General features: G+C 63.3%; 15 protein-coding genes, 1 tRNA gene and 1 pseudogene. 14 read left to right on the forward strand and 3 right to left on the reverse strand.

Features of this window, described 5'->3' with window-relative positions; genetic code table 11:
- Positions 1-85 precede the first annotated feature (85 nt).
- From Spa11_RS11230 to Spa11_RS11255, 6 genes are all read left to right on the forward strand, one after another.
- Positions 86-2,425, forward strand: coding sequence for a dockerin type I domain-containing protein (locus Spa11_RS11230; protein WP_145112225.1), 2,340 nt, complete (start codon positions 86-88; stop codon positions 2,423-2,425).
- Positions 2,426-2,498: 73 nt separating this feature from the next.
- Positions 2,499-3,488: a hypothetical protein gene (locus Spa11_RS11235; protein ID WP_145112227.1), complete on the forward strand. Its 990-nt coding sequence runs from the start codon at positions 2,499-2,501 to the stop codon at positions 3,486-3,488.
- Positions 3,489-3,538: 50 nt separating this feature from the next.
- A complete protein-coding gene (locus Spa11_RS11240) occupies positions 3,539-4,600 on the forward strand; it encodes a DUF1559 domain-containing protein (protein ID WP_145112229.1) in 1,062 nt (353 codons plus the stop codon).
- On the forward strand, positions 4,597-5,208 hold the full coding sequence (locus Spa11_RS11245; protein WP_145112231.1) for a sigma-70 family RNA polymerase sigma factor: 612 nt from the start codon (positions 4,597-4,599) through the stop codon (positions 5,206-5,208). The genes Spa11_RS11240 and Spa11_RS11245 overlap by 4 nt, the downstream gene beginning before the upstream one ends.
- On the forward strand, positions 5,201-6,886 hold the full coding sequence (locus tag Spa11_RS11250) for a LamG-like jellyroll fold domain-containing protein (RefSeq protein ID WP_145112233.1): 1,686 nt from the start codon (positions 5,201-5,203) through the stop codon (positions 6,884-6,886). The genes Spa11_RS11245 and Spa11_RS11250 overlap by 8 nt, the downstream gene beginning before the upstream one ends.
- A gap of 142 nt (positions 6,887-7,028) precedes the next feature.
- The gene (locus Spa11_RS11255) at positions 7,029-9,230 is read left to right on the forward strand and encodes a GH92 family glycosyl hydrolase (protein WP_197529923.1); all 2,202 of its coding nucleotides are present in this window, start codon (positions 7,029-7,031) and stop codon (positions 9,228-9,230) included.
- A 178-nt stretch (positions 9,231-9,408) separates the two neighbouring features.
- Here the strand turns inward: Spa11_RS11255 and Spa11_RS11260 are convergent, their stop codons facing one another.
- The gene (locus Spa11_RS11260; RefSeq protein ID WP_197529924.1) at positions 9,409-9,627 is read right to left on the reverse strand and encodes a transposase; all 219 of its coding nucleotides are present in this window, start codon (positions 9,625-9,627) and stop codon (positions 9,409-9,411) included.
- Positions 9,628-10,348: 721 nt separating this feature from the next.
- Between Spa11_RS11260 and Spa11_RS22935 the strand changes: the two genes are divergently transcribed.
- From Spa11_RS22935 to Spa11_RS23620, 3 genes and pseudogenes are all read left to right on the forward strand, one after another.
- A complete protein-coding gene (locus Spa11_RS22935) occupies positions 10,349-11,038 on the forward strand; it encodes a DUF3987 domain-containing protein (RefSeq protein ID WP_197529926.1) in 690 nt (229 codons plus the stop codon).
- A 134-nt stretch (positions 11,039-11,172) separates the two neighbouring features.
- Positions 11,173-11,676 (forward strand): site-specific integrase, encoded by a 504-nt coding sequence (locus tag Spa11_RS23260; RefSeq protein ID WP_231933243.1) that lies wholly within the window; start codon positions 11,173-11,175, stop codon positions 11,674-11,676.
- 59 nt (positions 11,677-11,735) lie between these two features.
- Positions 11,736-12,194 (forward strand): annotated as a pseudogene (locus Spa11_RS23620) (hypothetical protein); the annotation flags it as partial.
- Between the two features lie 282 nt (positions 12,195-12,476).
- Here Spa11_RS23620 and Spa11_RS11275 read toward each other — a convergent pair.
- Positions 12,477-12,558, reverse strand: a tRNA-Ser gene (locus tag Spa11_RS11275).
- Positions 12,559-12,929: 371 nt separating this feature from the next.
- Between Spa11_RS11275 and Spa11_RS11280 the strand changes: the two genes are divergently transcribed.
- The 5 genes from Spa11_RS11280 (at position 12,930) to Spa11_RS11300 (ending at position 18,472) form a co-directional block, all read left to right on the forward strand.
- Positions 12,930-13,250, forward strand: coding sequence for a hypothetical protein (locus Spa11_RS11280; protein WP_145112241.1), 321 nt, complete (start codon positions 12,930-12,932; stop codon positions 13,248-13,250).
- Between the two features lie 72 nt (positions 13,251-13,322).
- The gene (locus Spa11_RS11285; RefSeq protein WP_145112243.1) at positions 13,323-13,538 is read left to right on the forward strand and encodes a hypothetical protein; all 216 of its coding nucleotides are present in this window, start codon (positions 13,323-13,325) and stop codon (positions 13,536-13,538) included.
- A 41-nt stretch (positions 13,539-13,579) separates the two neighbouring features.
- Positions 13,580-15,793 carry a hypothetical protein gene (locus Spa11_RS11290; protein ID WP_145112245.1) on the forward strand — a complete coding sequence of 738 codons (2,214 nt, stop codon included), beginning with the start codon at positions 13,580-13,582 and terminating at the stop codon, positions 15,791-15,793.
- Between the two features lie 4 nt (positions 15,794-15,797).
- A complete protein-coding gene (locus tag Spa11_RS11295) occupies positions 15,798-16,820 on the forward strand; it encodes an ABC transporter ATP-binding protein (RefSeq protein WP_145112247.1) in 1,023 nt (340 codons plus the stop codon).
- A 68-nt stretch (positions 16,821-16,888) separates the two neighbouring features.
- A complete protein-coding gene (locus tag Spa11_RS11300; protein ID WP_197529927.1) occupies positions 16,889-18,472 on the forward strand; it encodes an ABC transporter permease in 1,584 nt (527 codons plus the stop codon).
- A 250-nt stretch (positions 18,473-18,722) separates the two neighbouring features.
- On the opposite strand, the gene Spa11_RS11305 is transcribed toward Spa11_RS11300, so the two are convergent.
- Complete coding sequence (locus Spa11_RS11305) at positions 18,723-19,217, reverse strand: hypothetical protein (protein WP_145112251.1); 495 nt, start codon at positions 19,215-19,217, stop codon at positions 18,723-18,725.
- Between the last annotated feature and the right edge of the window lie 23 nt (positions 19,218-19,240).

Raw genomic sequence — 19,240 nt, forward strand, 5'->3', positions numbered from 1 at the left:
GTTACAGGACCGGCGGCTTCACCGCCGCCGGTCCCTCCTACCGTTGTTCGGCCAAAGCAGACAACGCTACTAGAATCCAGATCGAATGAATCTAACTGTTCAAAAAGCGCTCGCTGTCGCCGTCTCGTTAGTGGCATCGGGCAACGCCGGCGCCGAAAACCCGTCGCGGATCTATGCCTACGACATGAGTGGCAGTAGCTCAACCAGCCGTGCGTTGATGGCGAGTCTGACAGGGATCGTCGCCAAGTCGTCGCCCGAGGTGCACATGGCCTTCCGCGGGTCGGCCCCGTCAGGGGGGGCCGCTTTCTGGCTCGATCGCTACATCGAAGACAACCCTGGCGCGACGGTGGAGTGGCAGAGCAACCCCCTCTGGTTCATCAACCGCTATAAGGGCCAGCTAAGCGGCTACGTGCTCTACGACGCATCCACGATCAATCAAGCGACGAGCGTCTCGGGCGCCCTCGGCGTGCTGATGGTTGACCAGTCGCAACTCGCCGGCCCGATCGGTGCGGCGTTGACGCAGGCCGGGCTCAACCTGGTCGAAGACGTTCGCGGCAAGAGCAGCGATTGGGTCTACGACACCTACTCGCAGCACTTTAATCGCGACTTGATCTACCGCCAGCAGCCCAACAAGGAGTTCCAGCTGCGGAGTCACGCCGTTCTGAACGCAGGGTTCGTCTTCGACGAGACCGGCGCCACCCGCGACCGATTCTTGGCGGGACAAAACGATCACTCGCTGGTCCTGGGTTGGGGGCATCAGAACGACGAAGGGGAATTCTTCGCCTCCGCCTCCGCCAACAACCTGATGACGGTCCCGGCAGATCATCTCCAGTCGGCCGCCTCCACCTCGCGGTGGGAGGCCGCCATCCCGCCGCGACCCGCCAAGGCAGACCCCCAAACGCCCACCAATCCGAACGCTCACTACGTCGCTTTCGTGATGAGCGACGGCGACAACGCCCAGTGGCTCACGAACGATTTTGCCACCGGCGACCGGTGGTTTGGCTCGCCCCACCGCGGCGACTTCCCCATGACTTTCGATCTGACTCCCGCGCTCGCGGACGTCAACCCGACGGCGCTGAAGCACCTCTACGACGAAGCGGCGGGCGACGAGGCCGCGACCTCGTTCGTGACAGCAGGTGGGTACGGCATCAATTACCCCAGCGGCCTGTCGGACGTCGCGGGGTTTGTCGAAGCGACTGTCGCGTCGATGCAGCGGGTCGATCACAACATCATCTCGGTGCTAGACGTCGCCTACGATAGGGCCGCGCTGAACGCCCTCGCGGATCGCCCCGAGATCGACGGCGTCATGTTCAAGACCAACAGCGGGGGTTACGCCGACAACAACGGCGACCTCTATTTCCGCGGCGACACCCCTGTGATGTCGGTCCGCCACACCCTCTGGGACGGCATCACCACGCCCAATTCCTTGCTCAATTCGCTGAACAACGCACCGCGTCAGGCGACGACCAACGGCGCCTCTTACTCGATCGTGAACGTGCATCCCTGGTCGTCCAGCGCCGCAGGCGGGGGCCTCGGCGATCCGATGAGCAACGTCGATTACATCGTGAAGAACCTCGACCCGGGCGTGCAGGTGGTGACCCTCGACGAGCTCTTCCTCCATCTGCGAAAGAATCGGGCGACTCTTGTTGGCCAGGGGGTCAGCGACAACCTGATCGGGAACCCCGATTTCGAGCTGCTGGATCCGGCAGATCCGTCGCGCCCCTCGGCGTGGTCCTACGCCACGGGCGCGGGAGTAACGGAACTCTTGTCGTCGATGGATTCTGACGGGGTCGGAAGCCGCGCGGCGGCGATCAACGCGGCCTCGGCGGATTGGAGGTCCAATAGCGTGGAAGTCGAGCCCGCCGCTGATTTCCTCTTCACCTTTGATTTCAAGTTCGTAGGTGTTGTGGACGGCGACGGTTTCCGCGCCGACGCGAGGTTCTTCACCGCAGCCGGAGGCGAGGCCGCGGCGTTCGCCGGCGAGAGCGTCGCCTTCCTCGACGCGGCGGACTACGCCGACGGCGAGTGGCACACCTACGTAATCAACACCCAATCACCCCCGAACGCTGGCTTCGCCGACGTCCGGTTCAGCACCTACTTCGGGCCGTTCGGCGGGGGACAGGTAATCATCGACAACGTTAATCTGCGTCCGCTTGTCGGCGTGTCAGGGGACTACAACGGCGACGGTGTCGTCGACGCCGCCGATTACACCGTCTGGCGTGACGCGCTCGGTCGAAAAGTTTCTCCCGGCGCCTCTGCCGACGGTGACCGAAATGGCCGCGTTGAACAGGAAGACTACGAGGTGTGGCGAGCTGCCTACGGCTCGCGCTCCACCGACGCAGCGAGTGTCCCAGAGCCGAACGCCCTAACGCTCGCAACGATACAAATCGTGTACAACGCCCTCCGTTGCCTGCGTGCACGCTAGGCCAAGTAACCCTGTCGCTATGACTCCCTCATCGAAGGCGCATTCGGCGTCCCTCTTCTCCCAGGCGAACGTGATGAATCACCCCTTCCGACTTCTCCAGGCCGCCGTCGTCGTTGCTGTCCTCCCCTTCGCGTCGGAGGCCGCCGGTCTCGCCAATCTCGTCAACAACGGTGATTTCGAGGTCCTTGAGCTCGACGAGTTCGACACGCCGGTCGTCAATGACTATGGCAACGCCGAGCCCGCCAGTTGGTTCTTCAAGGAAACGACGCCTGCTCAGACCGCGACGCCGGCGGTGCAGCTGATCGGCGACGACGACGCGGACGGCGACGGCGTTCACTCGTACGCGCTCAACTTCTATGAAGTCAGCGTGGGGGGGTTCTCGTTCCCCGGAGAAGCCGACATCCGTTCGCAGGCGATCGAGGTGATCGCCGGGGAAGAGCTCACCTGGTCGTTCAGCTACAAGCTGCTCGGGGTCGATCAGGGGCAGGGCGATGAGTTTCGAGCGGACTTGCGGTTTTTTGAAGACCTTTCTGCGACCGACACGAGTAGCACCGGATCGGCCTTCATTTTCGAAGACGTCTTCTACAGTAGCGAAGCGACCGTTCCCGACGGCGAGTGGCAGACCCTAACCCGTCAATTTACGGTCCCCTACGACTCGCCGGAGCCGGGCGACGACAGCCGACCAGCCGCCGGGACCACAGTCTATGCCGACGTGCGCTTCAGTATCAATGCGTTTACATCCTTTGGAGGCGGCCAAGTGCGATTCGACGACATCACCGTCACTCGCCCGGTGTCCGCCGATTACAACGGCGACGGTGTCGTCGACGCCGCAGACTACACGGTGTGGCGCGACACGCAGGGCTCCGAGACGGACTTAACCGCCGACGGAACGGGTGACGGCGTCATCGATATCGCGGATTACAACCGGTGGGCCGTCGAATACGGGTCGACCGTCGCGCCATCGACGTCGATGGCGATCCCCGAGCCCGCCAGCCTGGTGGCGACAACTTTAGCGTTGCTTCTGGCTGGCTCCACAATGGCGGACCCGCGTCGTCGATCCTAGCTTGGCTTCGCCATCACCCTCGACTCCCTCAGGCTCCACCAATCAAGATCATGTACAGGAAACCACTCGCCAATCCGGCTGACGAGCAGGGGTTCACGCTGGTGGAACTGCTGGTTGTCATCGCCATCATCGGCATTCTGGTGGCGTTGTTGTTGCCGGCGGTGCAGGCCGCGCGCGAGGCGGCCCGTCGGACGCAGTGCGTGAACCAGTTGAAGCAGATGGGCCTCGCTTGTCAGAACCTCGCCAATACCTACAACTTCTTCCCAACGGGCGGGGATAAGCGGTGGCCGAACATCGAGAACTACGTCCGTGGCGACAATCCGAATGGGCCGAAGACCCAGGGCCTGGGATGGGCTTTCCAGATCCTGCCGTACCTCGAAGAGAATGCGATCCATGGCCTCACGACGCAGGCCGCCCTCGATGAGGTGACGGTCGGGTCCTACTACTGTCCATCGCGTCGCGGGCCCACGCGAAACACATCGGGCGGCGGGCCATCCACTTTCCGCATGGACTACGCGGCCGTAACGGCGGGGCCACCCCCGCTGTCCTACGACGCCGCGGGCTACTACACGGCTCCCGGCTTGGCGAAGTTCATCTACTACGGCTACACGACGGACAGAGATTCACCCTCCAAAGCAAAGGGGCCGTTTGAGGGGGTGATCGTCCGGACGCCTTACGACATTAAAGACCCGAACAACCCGGCGGACGACGTCGCCGTCTCTTCCTGGTCCGTGACGCGCTTCGCGATGATCACGGATGGCACAAGTAAGACGATGCTGCTCTCGGAAAAACGTCTCGACCCTGCCAACTACGAGAGCAGCGAGTACGTCTGGTACGACGACCGTGGATGGACCGACGGCTGGGACCCGGATGTGATCCGTTCCACGATGTACCCGATGGGTCCGGACACCTCTCCCGTCGCGGCAAGGGGAGAGTACGGCTCGGACGATCCGGGCGAGGATGACCGTTTAGCTTTCAGCCTGGGGTCGGCCCACGCCGGGGGCGTCAACGCCGTCTACGCCGACGGGTCCACGCATTTCGTCAACTACGATATCGATCGCCAGTTATTGAATAACTTGGGCAATAAGGCCGACGGACAAGTTTCACCGTGAGCCGGATCGATCACACCGACGAGCCCTATGACGAGGCTGGACGAGCGCCCGCCCTTGAGGACTTGGTTCTTCAAGACGAAGGCGATGCCGCCCCTTCGGAGTCGCAACGGCAGGACGACTTTATCCAGCTCTTGACGGAGGCGCAGCCTCGACTGCTCGCCTATATCTCGATGCTGCTCGGAAGCGTGCAGGAGGCGGACAACATCCTGCAAGAGACGAACCTAATTCTCTGGAAGAAGTCGGACCAGTTCCACCCCGGGGATTCTTTCGCCGCGTGGTCTCGCAAGATCGCCTACTACAAGACGCTGAGCTTTCTGCGTGACCGCGGGCGACGCCGCGTAATGATCGACCATGGTCTCCTCGAACTGGCGGTCAAGCAGGTCGATCACAAGGGCGATGAGCGGCAACTCGCCCTGCGGCATTGCCTCTCAGAACTCGACGAGGGCCAGCTGAGTCTGCTACGGCTTCGCTATACGGTGGGTGATCCTCTGGCGGAGATCAGCCGGAGCCTGGGTAAGAGCGAGGGCGCGGTCAAGATGGCGCTGCGTCGTGTTCGACTCATCCTCATGGAGTGTATTAGCCGCCGCCTGGAGGCCGAACATGCCTGAGCCTGGCAAGGCAGTTCCCCGAAAGGCGATCAAACTGATCAGCGAGATCGCCGACGGCGTCGCGGACCCCGGCTCCTTCGAGCGTCTCCGCGAGATGATCGCGGGCGACGAACGGGTGCTCCAATACTACGCCGAATGGATGGACGTCCACGCCCGCCTGCACTACGACCTGGGTCGCGGACGGTACGCGCCGGCGGTTGCACGACAGCTGAGCACGAGCGACGAAGGCGCCCTGCGTAGTGCGACGACGGCGGAGCGAGTAGACCGCTCGGACCGTCGTCTGCGGCTACTGATTGCGATTGGGGCCACGCTTGCCATCGCCGCTTCTCTCCTGATCATCGCGCCGGTGATTGTGCTCCCCTCACCGCCAGGCGCGTCCGTGGCCCGCCACCCGGAAGACCACCCTGACAAGCGCGATCTTCGCGATTTTCGCACCAAGGGGTTCGGGGAGGTTGCGGTCATCGCCGAGTCAATTGACGCCGAATGGAAGGGGCTGCCGCTGCTGCGTGCAGGATCGCCTCTTTCGGCTCAACGCCTGAAGCTAGTCCGGGGAGTAGTGCAACTCGAATTCGTCAGCGGCGCGAACGTCATTGTCGAAGCGCCGGCCGAGTTCGAGATCGAATCGCCGATGAGCCTTTCGTGCACCGCCGGCAAGTTCCGGACGCACGTGCCGCAGCAGGCGATTGGCTTTGTCGTTCATACCCCCGAGCAACGCGTCGTCGACCTGGGCACTGAGTTCGCCGTCGAGGTGGGAAGCGGGTGGACCCAAGTGCACGTCCTCGATGGCGAGATTCGTCTTGAGGACCCCTCACCCAACGGCGTCACTATCCGCGACGGACGCATCCTTGGCGTTGGCCAGGGCGTCTCGCGCGACAGCCGAGGCCACGAACAACCGATCGTAGCCGCGAACGACCGATTTATCGGCCGCCAGCAGTTCTCCGAGATGTCGAACGTCGCAACCGAAGAACGGCGAAAGGAGTGGGAAGCGACCTATAATCGTCAAGCAACCAACCCCGACGTGCTGCTGTGCTTCGGTTTCGAAGGCGCCGAGCCTTGGGAGCGAGTGCTACGCCAAGAAGGGCCCGGGAGAGTCGACCGGCTGGAGGGCGCCGTTGTTGGCTGCCGCTGGTCCGAGGGGCGTTGGCCTTGGAAGCAAGCCCTCGAGTTCAAACGCACCAGCGACAGGGTGCGGATGAACGTCCCAGGCGAGTACGACTCGGTGACCTTCTCCTGCTGGATCCGAGTCGATGGCTTCGATCGATGGCTGAGCGCCATCGTCCTGACCGACGGCCATGAACTTGGCGAACCCCACTGGCAGTTTACCGAAACAGGACAGCTCTTGCTCGGCGTCAAGTCGGGCCAGAAGTCCTCGGAGTATCTATCTCCGAGCGTCTTGCAACTCGCCGACCTCGGCCGATGGCTCCATCTGGCCTGCGTCTACGATGGGCCAGGCGGTGCGGTCACTCACTACGTCGACGGCGAGGCGGTGCATATCCAAGAGATTGAGCAACCGACGAAGCTACGCTTCGGCGACACCGAGATCGGGAACTGGACTTCGAAAGGGTTCCTCGACCATACCGTGCGGAGCTTGAACGGACGGATCGACGAACTCATCCTGTACAAGACGGCGCTGAACGAGCTCGAGGTGGCCGAGCTCTATCAAAGCGGCCGTCCTTGATCTCCATCTCTCCGGAGTTTTCCCGTCGCAGCGGCTGCCGTCGCAAAAGACGTCAAGCATCGATCCGACGCCACCTGGAGCGTCCTGTGCTTACGAAGAGAGCGTATCGCAAATGCCTCAGCAGAGATTCCGGTCTTGGCCCATGTTGCTGGTGCTGTGCCATCCGATCGCGGCTAGGTGTACGCAACCCGACTACGCCGACCTCGCCAGCCCGCTGATCGGGACCGACTCGACGCACGACTTCTCGCACGGCAACACCTACCCCGCGGTGGCGGCGCCGTTCGGGATGACGTTCTGGACACCCCGCACGGGAGACGCCTCGGGCTGGATCTACCAGTACGGCGCCAAGCGGCTCCGCGCCTTCCAAGCGACGCACCAGCCGAGCCCCTGGATGGGCGACTACGGCAACTTTGGGGTGATGCCGTTCACGGGCGAATCGACGGCGGAACTGCCGACGTCGGCGTTCTCGCATGGCGATGAGGTCTCCAAACCGCACCTCTACGCCGTGACGCTCGAGGATTCGGGCGTGCGCGCCGAGATGACCGCGACGACGCGCTCGGCGGCGATGCGGTTTGCGTTCCCCAAGGGCAAGCGGGCGTGGGTCCACTTCGACGCCTACAGCCCCGGCGACTTCGTCATCGACAAGGCGGCCGGCACGCTGAAAGGCGTCGCCCGCAAGAACAACGGCGGCGTCGCCGGTGATTTCGGTTGCCGTTTCGTGGCGAAGTTCAGCGCGTCGATCAAGTCGATCGACGCGTCCCCCGACAAGCACTGGGTGGCGGTTGAGTTCGAGGCGCCCGAGTCGGGCGTCATCGAGGCCCGCATCGGCACGTCGTTCATCGACCACGATCAAGCGGCGCTCAACCTCGAGCGTGAAGTCGGCGACAAGTCGTTCGACGATGTGGTCGCCGCGAATAAGGACGTTTGGAACAAGCGGCTCTCGGTCATCGAGATCGAAGGCGCCACGGACGACCAGCGTGTGACGTTCTACTCAAACCTGTACCGGGCTCTGCTCTTCCCGCGGATCTTCCACGAAGAGAACGCCGCCGGCGAGCTGGTGCATTACAGCCCCTACAACGGCAAGGTCGAGCCGGGCGAGATGTTCGCTGACAACGGTTTCTGGGACACGTTCCGGGCCGTGTATCCGCTGATGTCGATCATCGACCCTGAGATCAACGCGGCGATGGTCCGCGGCTGGCTCAACGCCTATCGGGAAGGGGGCTGGTTCCCCAAGTGGGCGAGCCCCGGCTACCGCGATTGCATGATCGGCACGCACGTCGAGAGCGTGATCGCCGACGCGTTGTGCAAGGGGATCGACGACTTCGATGTCGAAACGGCTTTCGCGGGCTCGCTCCGTGACGCCACTGAAGTCGGACCTCACGGGGGCGCGGGACGCAAAGGGATCGCCGCTTACCTCGAGCTGGGGTACGTGCCCTGTGATGAAACGGGCGAAGCGACAGCTCGGACGCTCGAGTTCGCCTACGACGACTGGTGCGTCGCGCAAATCGCAGAACGGCTCGGCAAGGACCAAGCCGCTGCGACGCTGCGACGGCGCGCCGCGAACTACCGCAATGTCTTCGACCCCGAGGTCGGCTTCATGCGAGGGCGCCTCCGCAGTGGAGTTTGGCGGCCCGGCTTTGAAGCGGACGAGTGGGGAGGTCCCTTCACGGAGGGGAGCTCGTGGCACTACAGCTGGAGCGTGCTGCACGACCTGCCCGGCTTGATCGAGTTGATGGGCGGCGACGACGCGTTTGTCGGCAAGCTCGATGCGATGCTCGCCGCCGAGCCGACGTTCGGCGTCGGCCACTATGGCGGAGTGATCCACGAGATGACCGAGATGGTCGCCTGCAAGATGGGCCAGTACGCCCACGGCAACCAGCCGGTGCACCACGTGCTGTACCTCTACAACTTCGCCGGCGCCCCGTGGAAGACCGCGGCGCCCGTTCGGCAGGTCGTTGATACGCTCTATGGCCCCGGGCCCGACGGCTACTGCGGCGACGAGGACAACGGCCAGATGTCGGCGTGGTACCTGTTCAGCACGCTAGGCTTCTACCCCGTCTGCCCCGGCAAGGCGGGCTATGCGATCGGCAGCCCGCGGTTCGCCAAGGCGACGATCCATTTGCAGAACGGCAAGGACTTTGTGATCGAGGCGCCGGACAACTCGGACGACAACCTCCACGTCGGCTCAATCACGATGAACGGCGAGCCCGTCAGCCGTTCATGGGTCAAGCACAGCGAGATCGCCGAGGGCGGCGTGATGACGCTCAAGATGCAGGCCGAGCCGAACCGCGACTGGGCGACGGCCGAGGAAGACCGCCCGTTCGGCGATTGGGCCACTGACTGATTGGTGATCCGCAACCGGAAGACCGTGTCTCTTTTCTTTAACGCGCAGTGTCAGAACCAGAATCCTGCCTTGCGACGATAATACATGACGCTGCCGGTGAGGGGCGATGCCGGGCAGGCGGGCGAGCGCCTCGATCCAGCGCTGGTTTCTCTCTGCGTCCCCGCGTGAGACCGTGTCTTCAAATTGCTTTGATCCTCGCCAGTCGTCGTGACATGAAGTTGGTCATGGCAATGTAGATCATCGTTTCGCTGGTGTGGGGATTGTGCTTGTAGTCTCGGCTCTGGCGGCGGTACCGCATCAGCCAGGCGAAGGTCCGTTCTACGCTCCAACGCTTGGGTAGCATGACGAACCGCTCGGCTCCCGCCGGACTGAGCAGACGGTTGGTGGAGATCTTCAACCTCCTACGCGGGGAAGGACGAGGAGGTCGAGCCGCCAGGTCTATGGAGACCGAGAGCCTGTAAACGCCGCGACCGGCCGACGGCGCTGGCTCCCCGGTCGTGCATCACGGCTGGGAAACCGTTGATGCGAAATAGAAGAGTTCTCGTTCGGCTACGCCGTCGCGCCCAGCGATTCGGAAACCTCACCGTCTTGGTTGCGCTCGGGGGGGGCGCACCAGTTGGATCGCTGAGCGACGCCAGAAATGCTCCCCTGCGTTCTAGACCCGCTGCTACCAATCCGTGAGCAAACCGCAGCAAAGTAGTAACGCCCTGCTGCAGGGGCAGGGTTCGAAGCCGCCATCTACTAGATCGCCAGCCGCCAGCAACCCAAAATTCGCCAGCCGATAAATCGCCGGCTATGGAAAATCGCCAGCCAGGAAATCGCCGGCCGCCAGGAGGTTGGACGAGGCTGCGGATGTCGAGCAAGCTTCGCGACGGGTTCCGCTGACTATCGAGCGAGTAGGCTGAACCAGCGGCGATGGCGAGGGCTAGCCGCCAGCTAGGAAATCGCCAAGCACAAAATCGCCAGCCGCCAGCTACAGAAAAATCGCCAGCCGCAGAATCGGCAGCCGTCAGCACAAGAATCGCCAGCTACGAGTTCCGCCAGCGTCACGGAGTTTTCTTGGTGGATAGTGGCAACCTCTGGATTGCCACGACGATCGCCTGACTGCGGTTGAGTCCGTGGCGTTCTGCATATTCATCAACCCTGGCGACGATCGACGCGTCAACCTTCGCTGCGATCATCACAAGAGGCTCACCGCCAAGCTACAGGCGGCCATCGACCGCCTCTACGAGCTGCACGGGGCAAACAGTAGCGAGAGTGAGATCACGCCGGTGGTCCTGACGCTCTCCCCTGGCGCTAAGAAGTTGTGGGTCGACTTCTTCACGCAGCACGCCGAGGAGCAGCAGGCCTTGGAGAGGGATCTAGGGGCGGCTTGGTCGAAGCTCGAGGGGGGGACAGGGCGGCTGGCGCTGGTGCTCCACATGGTGGACGGTACGCAGGGGACCGACGGGCCGATCTCCCAGCAGTCGATGCAGCGGGCTGTCAAACTGATGGGGTGGATCAAGCACGAGACGCGTCGCGTCTATGCCAGGCTGGCTGAATCGGAGGATCAGCGGAAGGATCGCGAGCTCGTGGAGCGGATTCAGAAGAACGGCGGAAAGATCAACCCGCGGGAGATGCAGCGTGGTTCGCGCGAATGGCCGACGGCCGATTCCGCGGAGGGTGACCTAGAACGGTTGCAGGGCCGTGGACTCCGTGAGTGGGAGGTGAACCCGCCTTCTGGCAAAGGCGGCCGACCGGGGAGGGTGTTCTATTTGAAGGATCACGACGGCGATGTCGACGGAACCTACCCGCCAGCCGAGGAATAACGAGTTTCGTCAACGTCGACGCAGATAGTAACTTCTATGGGCGAGGGCTAATGAGCTCGGGCCCGTTTCGATAAGGAGCAGAACATAGCGAGTGTTTACAAGCGTGGCGGCTCGAAAGCGAAGGTAGTTGGTACGTGTCGTGGGTCGATCACACGCGCAAGACCAAGACGAAGAGCGCCCGGACGACCGACAAGGCGACGGCCCAGAGGATCGGCGCAAAGCTCGAAGGCGACGCGGCGTTGCGGCGCGAGGGGGTGATCGATCCGATGGCGGACCGATTCTCCCAAGAAGGAGGGCGCCCACTCCGGGAACACATTTCCGCCTACAAAGAGAGCCTCGAGACGGCGCAGAGGACGTCTCGTCACATCGATGAGACCATCGGCTATCTCTTGAAGATCGTTGAGAACGGCCAGATCGAAACTCTTCGACAGTTCGATGCGTCAATCGTCGATCGTTATGCAGAGACACTACGGTCGCGGGGACTGGGTGCGAGGTCGGTCCAGACGTGCCTGACGGCCGCCAAGTCGTTCGCGAAGTGGGCAGTCGCCACCGAGCGACTCTCCCGCGATCCACTACACTACTGGCTATCAAAAAGCCCAACCCGCAGCGTGATCGCCGGCGCTTGCGACGCGCCCTGACGGCGGAGGAGTGGCCTTGGCTGCTGAAGGCGACGGTAAGCGGCCCGGTCCGTCGCGAGATGAGCGGACCGGAGCGAGCGCTGCTCTATCGAGTAGCCATCGCCACGGGCTATCGGCCCATCGAGTTGCGTCGGGTCACAGCGAGCAGCGTCGACCTCCAGGGTCCTCCGTGCGTCCGTCTGGATGCTTACGGGACTAAGAACGGACGGTCCGCTGCTCAGCCGATTGACAGTCGGCTTGCTGAGATGCTCCGACTCCATACTTCGGGTCTTGCCCCTAAGGCTCCCCTCATTCGTCTGCCACATCCCACGAAGCTGCCTGAGATGTTGCGTAAGGACATGCTGGCTGCGCGCGAGGCTTGGCTCGGCGACTCATCTGACGAGGTTGAACTCGGCCACCGTCAGGCGACCGACTTTCTGGCCGAAGAGAACGAGGCGGGCGAGCGGCTCGACTTCTACAGCCTGCGATGCACAACCGCTACTTGGCTGGTCCAGTCGGCCGTCGACGTGAAGACCGCGCAGGAAGTCCTTCGCCATTCGACCCCTGAATTGACGATCGGAATCTTCGCCCGGAGCACAGCCGCTTCGCGAACCGGCGCGACAGACCGGTTGGTGGAGAGCCTCGGTGCGCAGCGCAAACCACAGCGCACGCCCCGCGATAAGGCGCCAGCGACCGCGACTCCGTGCGAGTGGGCCACGCAGCGGCCGCCCCGGAAAACCCGGGTGGCGATTCGCCACAAGAGCTGCCGCGACAGCAACTTAGGCGACGGGGCGCCGCTTCGTGCGACGCCATGCAGAGAGCGGAGGACAAGGGATTCGAACCCTCAACCGGTTTCCCGGCAACTGATTTCGAGTCAGCCTGCTAACCATTCGCTTATCCTCCGGGCAAGTCATCCCCGGCCGGGGCCGGAGTCGCTTACGCAGAACTGTAAAACTATCTGTCGGCCGGCCGGGTGACAAGCGACCCGCCGGGGCTTTTGGGCCCGTAGGACCGGCAATTTCCGTAGAGTGGCCGTCGGTTGGTGGATCGGGGCGGCGCGGTTCTGACGACTCTTCCCGCTGCGAGGGGGCGCCCCAGCACCGCTCACGGAGTGCTGGCGCCGCTGCCGATGCCAGAAGTCGAGAGGATGTTCGCCATGCGGGCGGCCGAAGGACGGCCCCGGCGGACGCCGCTGCGACGGACCAAGCCAGGATGGAGGGCTCCGCAGCCAACCGAGCCACCGATCCACCCCGAGACAGCCGGGAGAGGCCTCTATGCCGACGCCGACCATCCGAATCGTCACCCGCGGCGCGGGGGGCGAGATCCGCAGCAAGGACTACGCGCACTGCGACGCGGTCCTAAAGATGCACACGCAGATTGGCATCGACGACTGTTCGACCGACCTGGCGTTGCGGGGGCTGCCCGTCTTCCGTGGCCTGATCGGCCCGATGCCCGACGGCAAGGGGGTTGTGCGTTACGAGTCGCCCGAGGTTTTTGAGACGCTCACCAAAGAGTGGAGCGCGCCGCCGCCGAAGCGGAAGCGCATCCGCAAGAAGACCCAGGCGCCGGTCGATGTCGAGCAGCCGCAGGCCTGAAGTAGGCCGCCGCGCCACTAATTGAGGGCGTCCTGTGCTTGCTGTCGGGGGGTTTGTGGTAACAATCGGGTCATGCTTCTGCCCCGATTCACTCTCCGCACCGGTCTGGCCGGCCTGACGATTGGCGTCTTGTTGGCGATTGTCGTCCGCGAAGCAGCAATCGAAGAGCCCTGGGCGATTGGTGTCCTGGTAGCGATTGGCGCCGCGGCGCTGTCGCTTATTCTTCAGGCGGCGACGCTGGGGGTCTCCCTGCTGCTGAGCCGTGGCGGTAAGGAGCCACGGCAATGAGGAGCAGCGACTCTGCGAGGCGTTTATTACTCGCCCGTTCGTTGGCCATCGCTTGCGGAGTGCTGGCGATGCCTGCCGTGGCGGCGGCCATCTCCAATAACTTCTTTGTCCTGCCAGCGAGTCCGGACGGATCGGTTGTCTACTCGCCTCGAAATGGACTGAATCTCGAGATCGATGACCGCTGGTTCGACGGCGCTGGATATCGGCCGGTCCGACTGCGGTTCTCGTCCGTGACGCCTGCAACCGCTGCGCGGCGCATCGATGTCCGGATGTCGTTCTCGGATTCCGGCAGGGTCGGTGACAACGACCTCGTGGTCACGCAGTCTGGCGAGATGCCTGCTGACGTGACCCATTTCGAAATGGTGCTGCGTTGTCCGGGCGTTGTCGCCTGGTCGTCGGTTGCCTGGGAAGTCCGTGTCGGCGATCAGCTCGACAAGTCAATCAGCAGTCCCGGGTTCGTGCCAACGCAGAATGTCGCGTCGGGACAGGGGCCTATGCTGCGGATCGCGACGCCGTCGAATACGGAGGATCGTGCCGAGACGGGATTGCTGTACGCGAGGCAGGTGACAAGCATTGCTGTTGGCGGTCGCCGCCGGCAGTTTACCGAGCGGCTCGTATGCGAGCCAATGACGAGTTGGCTCGACTATTCCGGGGCCGAAGTGGTCTCGGTGGAACTCGCGACACTCCGCCTCTTTGCTGAGAGACCGGAGGAGGAAGTCGCCGCCTTGCGGAGGTGGCTTATCGCGGGCGGCGTTCTGTGGGTTGAGAACGCCGGCGTCACACCAAGCGTCTACACCGAGATTGAGTCGCTGTTGGGCGTTTCTCGTTGGCGGATGACTTCGACGGACGAAGTTATCGACGAAGACGAGCCGCCGCTGCCGGAGTCGCTTCTTGCGGAGGACGAATCGGACCAAGCGTCTCAGCAAGAGGCGGATGAGCCAATCGAACGCCGCGGCGACGTCACGCCGATCGCAGAAGCTCCCGGGTGGGGTTACGTCAAGATCGAGGTAGATTCGTCGGTGGAGGGGGACGCCAGTCCCTTTCGAGGCGTGTTGGACAGCTTGGCCGCCTCCGCTGAACGGGACACGCGCGGCTGGTTCGCCCAGCGCGAGGCGGGTTTTGGTCGTGTCCTGGCGTTCAATAAACTGCCCTTCGATGTCCCCCCACAGCTGCAAATGGGACGATCTCGGCAAGTCTTCGGCGCGTGGCAGAACCACCGCTGGGCGAGCCGGCATGGTTTGGAGCCCGGCTCGGGGAGCGCCGAGTTTGGCAACCTGATGATCCCCGACGTGGGTCTCGCGCCCGTGAACGCCTTCCAAGTGTTGATCACTCTTTTCGTGCTAGTCATCGGGCCGCTCAACTACTGGCTCTTGTGGCGCCGGCAGCAGTTGCACCTGCTGGTGGTGACGACGCCGCTGGTGGCGCTTGTCGCGACACTGGGGTTAGCGGCTTACGCTTCGGTTGCCGACGGGTTCGGCGTCAAGGCACGGGCCCACAGCTTGACTCTGCTCGATCAGACATCCGGCGAAGCGGCCACGTGGGGGCGCGTATCGCACTACGTCGCCACCACCCCAGAGGAATTGCCAAGCCTCCCCGCCGACACCGCGATCTATCCTATCGACCCCGTCTGGGAAGCGGCGTTTGTCGATCCCGACGCCGATCTGGCGGTCACGTGGGAGGGGGACCAGCAGGTTCTCCGTAGTGGCTGGATGCCGTCTCGCACGGCGGTCCAGCACTTGGTGGTGCGTAGTCACAAGACGGGCAAGCGGCTGGACTTGGTGGGGGAGGGCGCCTCGATCCGAGTCGCCAACCGCCTCGGGGCGCCGCTTGAGTTGGTTGTTGTCCGCAACGACGCCGGCGAGTGGCTAATGGCCGAGAACATTGAGCGGGACGGCGCTGTTGTGCTGAAGCCGGTCGAACGACTCGCAGCGATGCAGGGTTTCCGCACGATGGCCATTTCTAGGATGCCATCGTTTCCCGCGGGCGCCGGCCGCGCCGTCGAGGAAGCGCTCGCTCGAGTCGGCAGCAGTAATCGTGAATTCCGCCGAATGCAGGGCGGGATGGGCGGCGCGACGCTGTCGGAGAACTCGCAGTCGCGGATGCTCGACGCACTCACGGGGCTCGATGGCAGCCGCAGCGTCGATGTCCCGCCTCGTTCGTATATCGCCGTCGCGTCCCAATCGATAGACACGCCACTCGGTTGGGAGAATGTCGAAGAACTCGACAGCTTCCACGTCGTCGTGGGGAGGTGGTGAGGCAATGTCGACCACCGTACTGACCGCCGCTTCCGGCAGACCTCTCCGTGTGCCAAAGGCGTCGTCGGGACCGCCGATTGAGCTGCGTCGCGTCCACCGTTGGTTTGGCGACACCCACGCAGTGAACGACGTGTCCTTCATCGTCGAACCGGGTGAGGTCTTCGGGTACATCGGCCCCAATGGCGCTGGCAAGACGACCAGCATGCGGATCCTTTCGACGCTTGATGAACCGTCGGCGGGGGACGCTTTCGTTGATGGCTTCAGCGTCATCGACGACCCCGACCGGGTGCGGTCGCGGCTCGGTTTTATGCCCGACTACTTCGGCACCTACCAAAACGTCAACGTTTGGGAGTACCTCGACTTCTTTGCCAGGGCTTACGGACTTCGTGGCGACGAACGCCGCCGGGCGATCGCCGAGACGATGGACTTCACCGGCCTCGATGTGCTCGCACGGAAGCCGATCGACGGGCTCTCGAAAGGGATGAAACAGCGGCTTTGCCTCGGCCGCACCATGATCCACGACCCGTCGGTGATGGTTCTCGACGAGCCCGCCGCCGGCCTCGATCCTCGTGCTCGCATCGAGTTGCGCGAGATGATCTCGCGGCTTGCCGAGGCGGGTAAGGCGATCCTCATCAGTTCGCACATCCTCACCGAGCTGGCGGAAATCTGCGACCGCGTCGCCATCATCGAGCACGGCCAACTCGTGGCGGTCGGCACGGTCGATGAAATCAGCCGCTGTGTCGAAGAGGAGATCAACGTCCGAGTGCGGGTGGTTGAGAGAGAATCAACCTCGGGTCAAGAAGCGGCGGCGACATGGCTAGCCAAGCACGAGCACGTCGATCGCGTGGCGAGCACTAAGGACGGCGTCACTTTCACCGTTATGGCGGAGGCCACGCATCGCGACGAGTCGCTCGCCAGGTTGCTCGCCGAGATGGTCGGCGCCGGCATTGCGGTGGTTGAGTTTACCTCGCGCGGGAAGTCGCTTGAGGACGTCTTTCTCCACGTCACCAAGGGACGCGTGCAGTGAGCGACTCGTTAACGTCCTCCCCATCCGTAGGGCGAGCAGGTCAGGCGGCTGGCGGCGCCCTCGAGCCCGTGAGTCTCATCGATCGATTGCTAGAAGCGGCGGGCGATCGGCTCAATCCGATCCTCGTCAAAGAGACGCGTCAATCGCTCAAGAGCCGGCAGTTCACGCTGTGGTTCGTACTGCTGTTGATCGGCTGCTGGATAACGACGATTGGCGCCATCGCTTACGTTGGACCGAGCATCCACTACCTTTCGCTCGGCGGCCGACTGCTGTTCGTTTACTATGCAATTCTGGCGCTGCCATTGATGGTCGTGACGCCTTTCTCGGCCTACCGATCGCTTTCTAGCGAGCATGAAGAGAACACCAGCGACCTGCTAGAAGTGTCGAGCCTCAGCGCGCGACAACTCGTCAACGGCAAGCTCGGGAGCGCCCTGTTACAGATCGTTATTTACCTTGCGGCGTTGGCGCCGTGCATCGCCTTCACTTACTTGTTGCGCGGGGTCGAGCTGACGACGATCGTGCTATTGCTCGCTTACGTGGTGCTCGCGTCGATCGGCCTTTCGGCGGTCGGTCTCGTCATCGCCGCCGCGACGAGGCAGAAGTACGCCCAGGTGGTGATGTCGGTCACGTTTGCGGGGGTCTTGTTCCTTGCCTACTCGGCGATCCTTACCGCGGCGTCGAGGGTTCTCAGCTGGGACAGTCGGTTCATCCATAGCGAAGGCAATTTCTGGCTCCAACTCGGTTTGCTATCGCTCTACATGACGACTCTTGTGGTTGTCTATGCCGCGGCAATCTCGCTGACGACGTTCTCCGCGGCGAACCGTTCGACAGCGTTGCGGAAGGCTGCATTCTTGCAGCAGTCGGTCTTCATCGCATGGGCCGCCGGCCTTGTCCTCAACGGCATGCCTCGCGACGGTGTCGTCAGTGCGTTTGTCACCGCGGCGATCTACTGGTTTGTCGCAGGGGCGCTAATGAGCGGTGAAGCGCCCCTCTTAAGCCTGCGCGTGCGACGCACCTTGCCGCAGAGTCTGTTCGGGCGGGCGTTCGGCACTTGGTTCAACCCAGGCAGCGGGTCGGGATATATCTTCGCAGTCTGCAACACGGTGACCTGTGCTGCGCTCGCTGGTATCGCCTGTCGTTACTATTCTGAGGTCGGCAGCCATTCGTGGGAGGCGTGCCTCAAGACGATCGCGCTCTTGACGGGGTATCTGGTCGCTTATCTGGGGATCGGACGGCTTGCCGTCGTCGGATTGCGGCGTATCACTGAGGTGTCGTCGCTTGGGGCGTTTCTGATCCAGGTTCTCGTAACCCTCGGCGGATCAGGGCTGCCATTTGTCGTCCGAACGCTCAACGAACAAATTCGCGTCGCCGATATTGCGTCGCTCACGGCGCCGAGCCCGGCATGGAACGTCCCGCGTATGCTCGAAGGCTCCCTGTCGGCTGACATGGAGATCACGGTGCTGGTCGCCACCGGCGCGGTTGCTCTTGCCGTCTTCTTGATTAACCTGACGCTGGCAGGTCACGAGGCGCGGCAATTGCGAATCGCGGCCCCGCGACGCGTGATCGAGGACGATCAAGAGCAACAGGCCACGGAGCCGCAGGCAACCAACCCCTGGGGCGACCGGCCCGCGCCGGTCGAGCCAAACTCTTGAGTGGTCTGGAGGTCCCACGTCCGTCGTTTGAGCGAGCGAAACCTCTGGAGACCGGTCGCTACAGGCTAGCGGTAACGGGTTGCCCGGCGCCGGCGGCGGGGTGTGGTTGTGAACAGGCGTTTAGAGCCCCATAGAAGGCCCTAGGGCGCGTTTTGAGAGTGTTTACCCAGGCCCCCGTCTCCGACGCCGTAAACGGCCTCTTAGAGGCTCTCAGAGGGACAGGAGTATTCCGCCCAATCGGGGGCCGAAATTACTCGATCGAGGCGGTCCAACGGCTGCGCCCGCGCTGGAGCACGGCGCGGGGCGGATCGATCGAGATCACCTGGATGCCCAGAGCCTCCTCGCCGCTGCGGAGTGGCTTCACTTGGCCGTTGATCGCCAGCAGGACACGGGGCTCGTCTAGCTTGGCGAAGCCCATCAAGACGACGCTATCGGCCGACTCGCCTGTCGATAGTCGTGCTATTCGGGCGGCATGCTTCCTTGGCTCAAAGAGGTCCGTGCGATCCGGGAATGGGGCCTCGTAAGAGGCGGCAGCTTTAGGTGGGACGGACTCGGCCGGCTTGGCCGGGGAGACCTGTTTGGCGGCTTCCAGAGTCGCTTTGGTAGCCTCCTCTGCCTTGGCCGCGGCGGTATCGAACGGCGTGGGTGGCAGGAGTTCGACCGTCGGAGAAGTCTCTTCGGCGCAGCCCGCCATGACGACAACGGTCAGCCCTAAGGCGGCAGCGGCAATCCGACGGTGTGTCACGGGCAGTCTCAGTGGCGGTTCGA

This window comes from Botrimarina mediterranea (genome assembly GCF_007753265.1).
Lineage (GTDB): Bacteria > Planctomycetota > Planctomycetia > Pirellulales > Lacipirellulaceae > Botrimarina > Botrimarina mediterranea.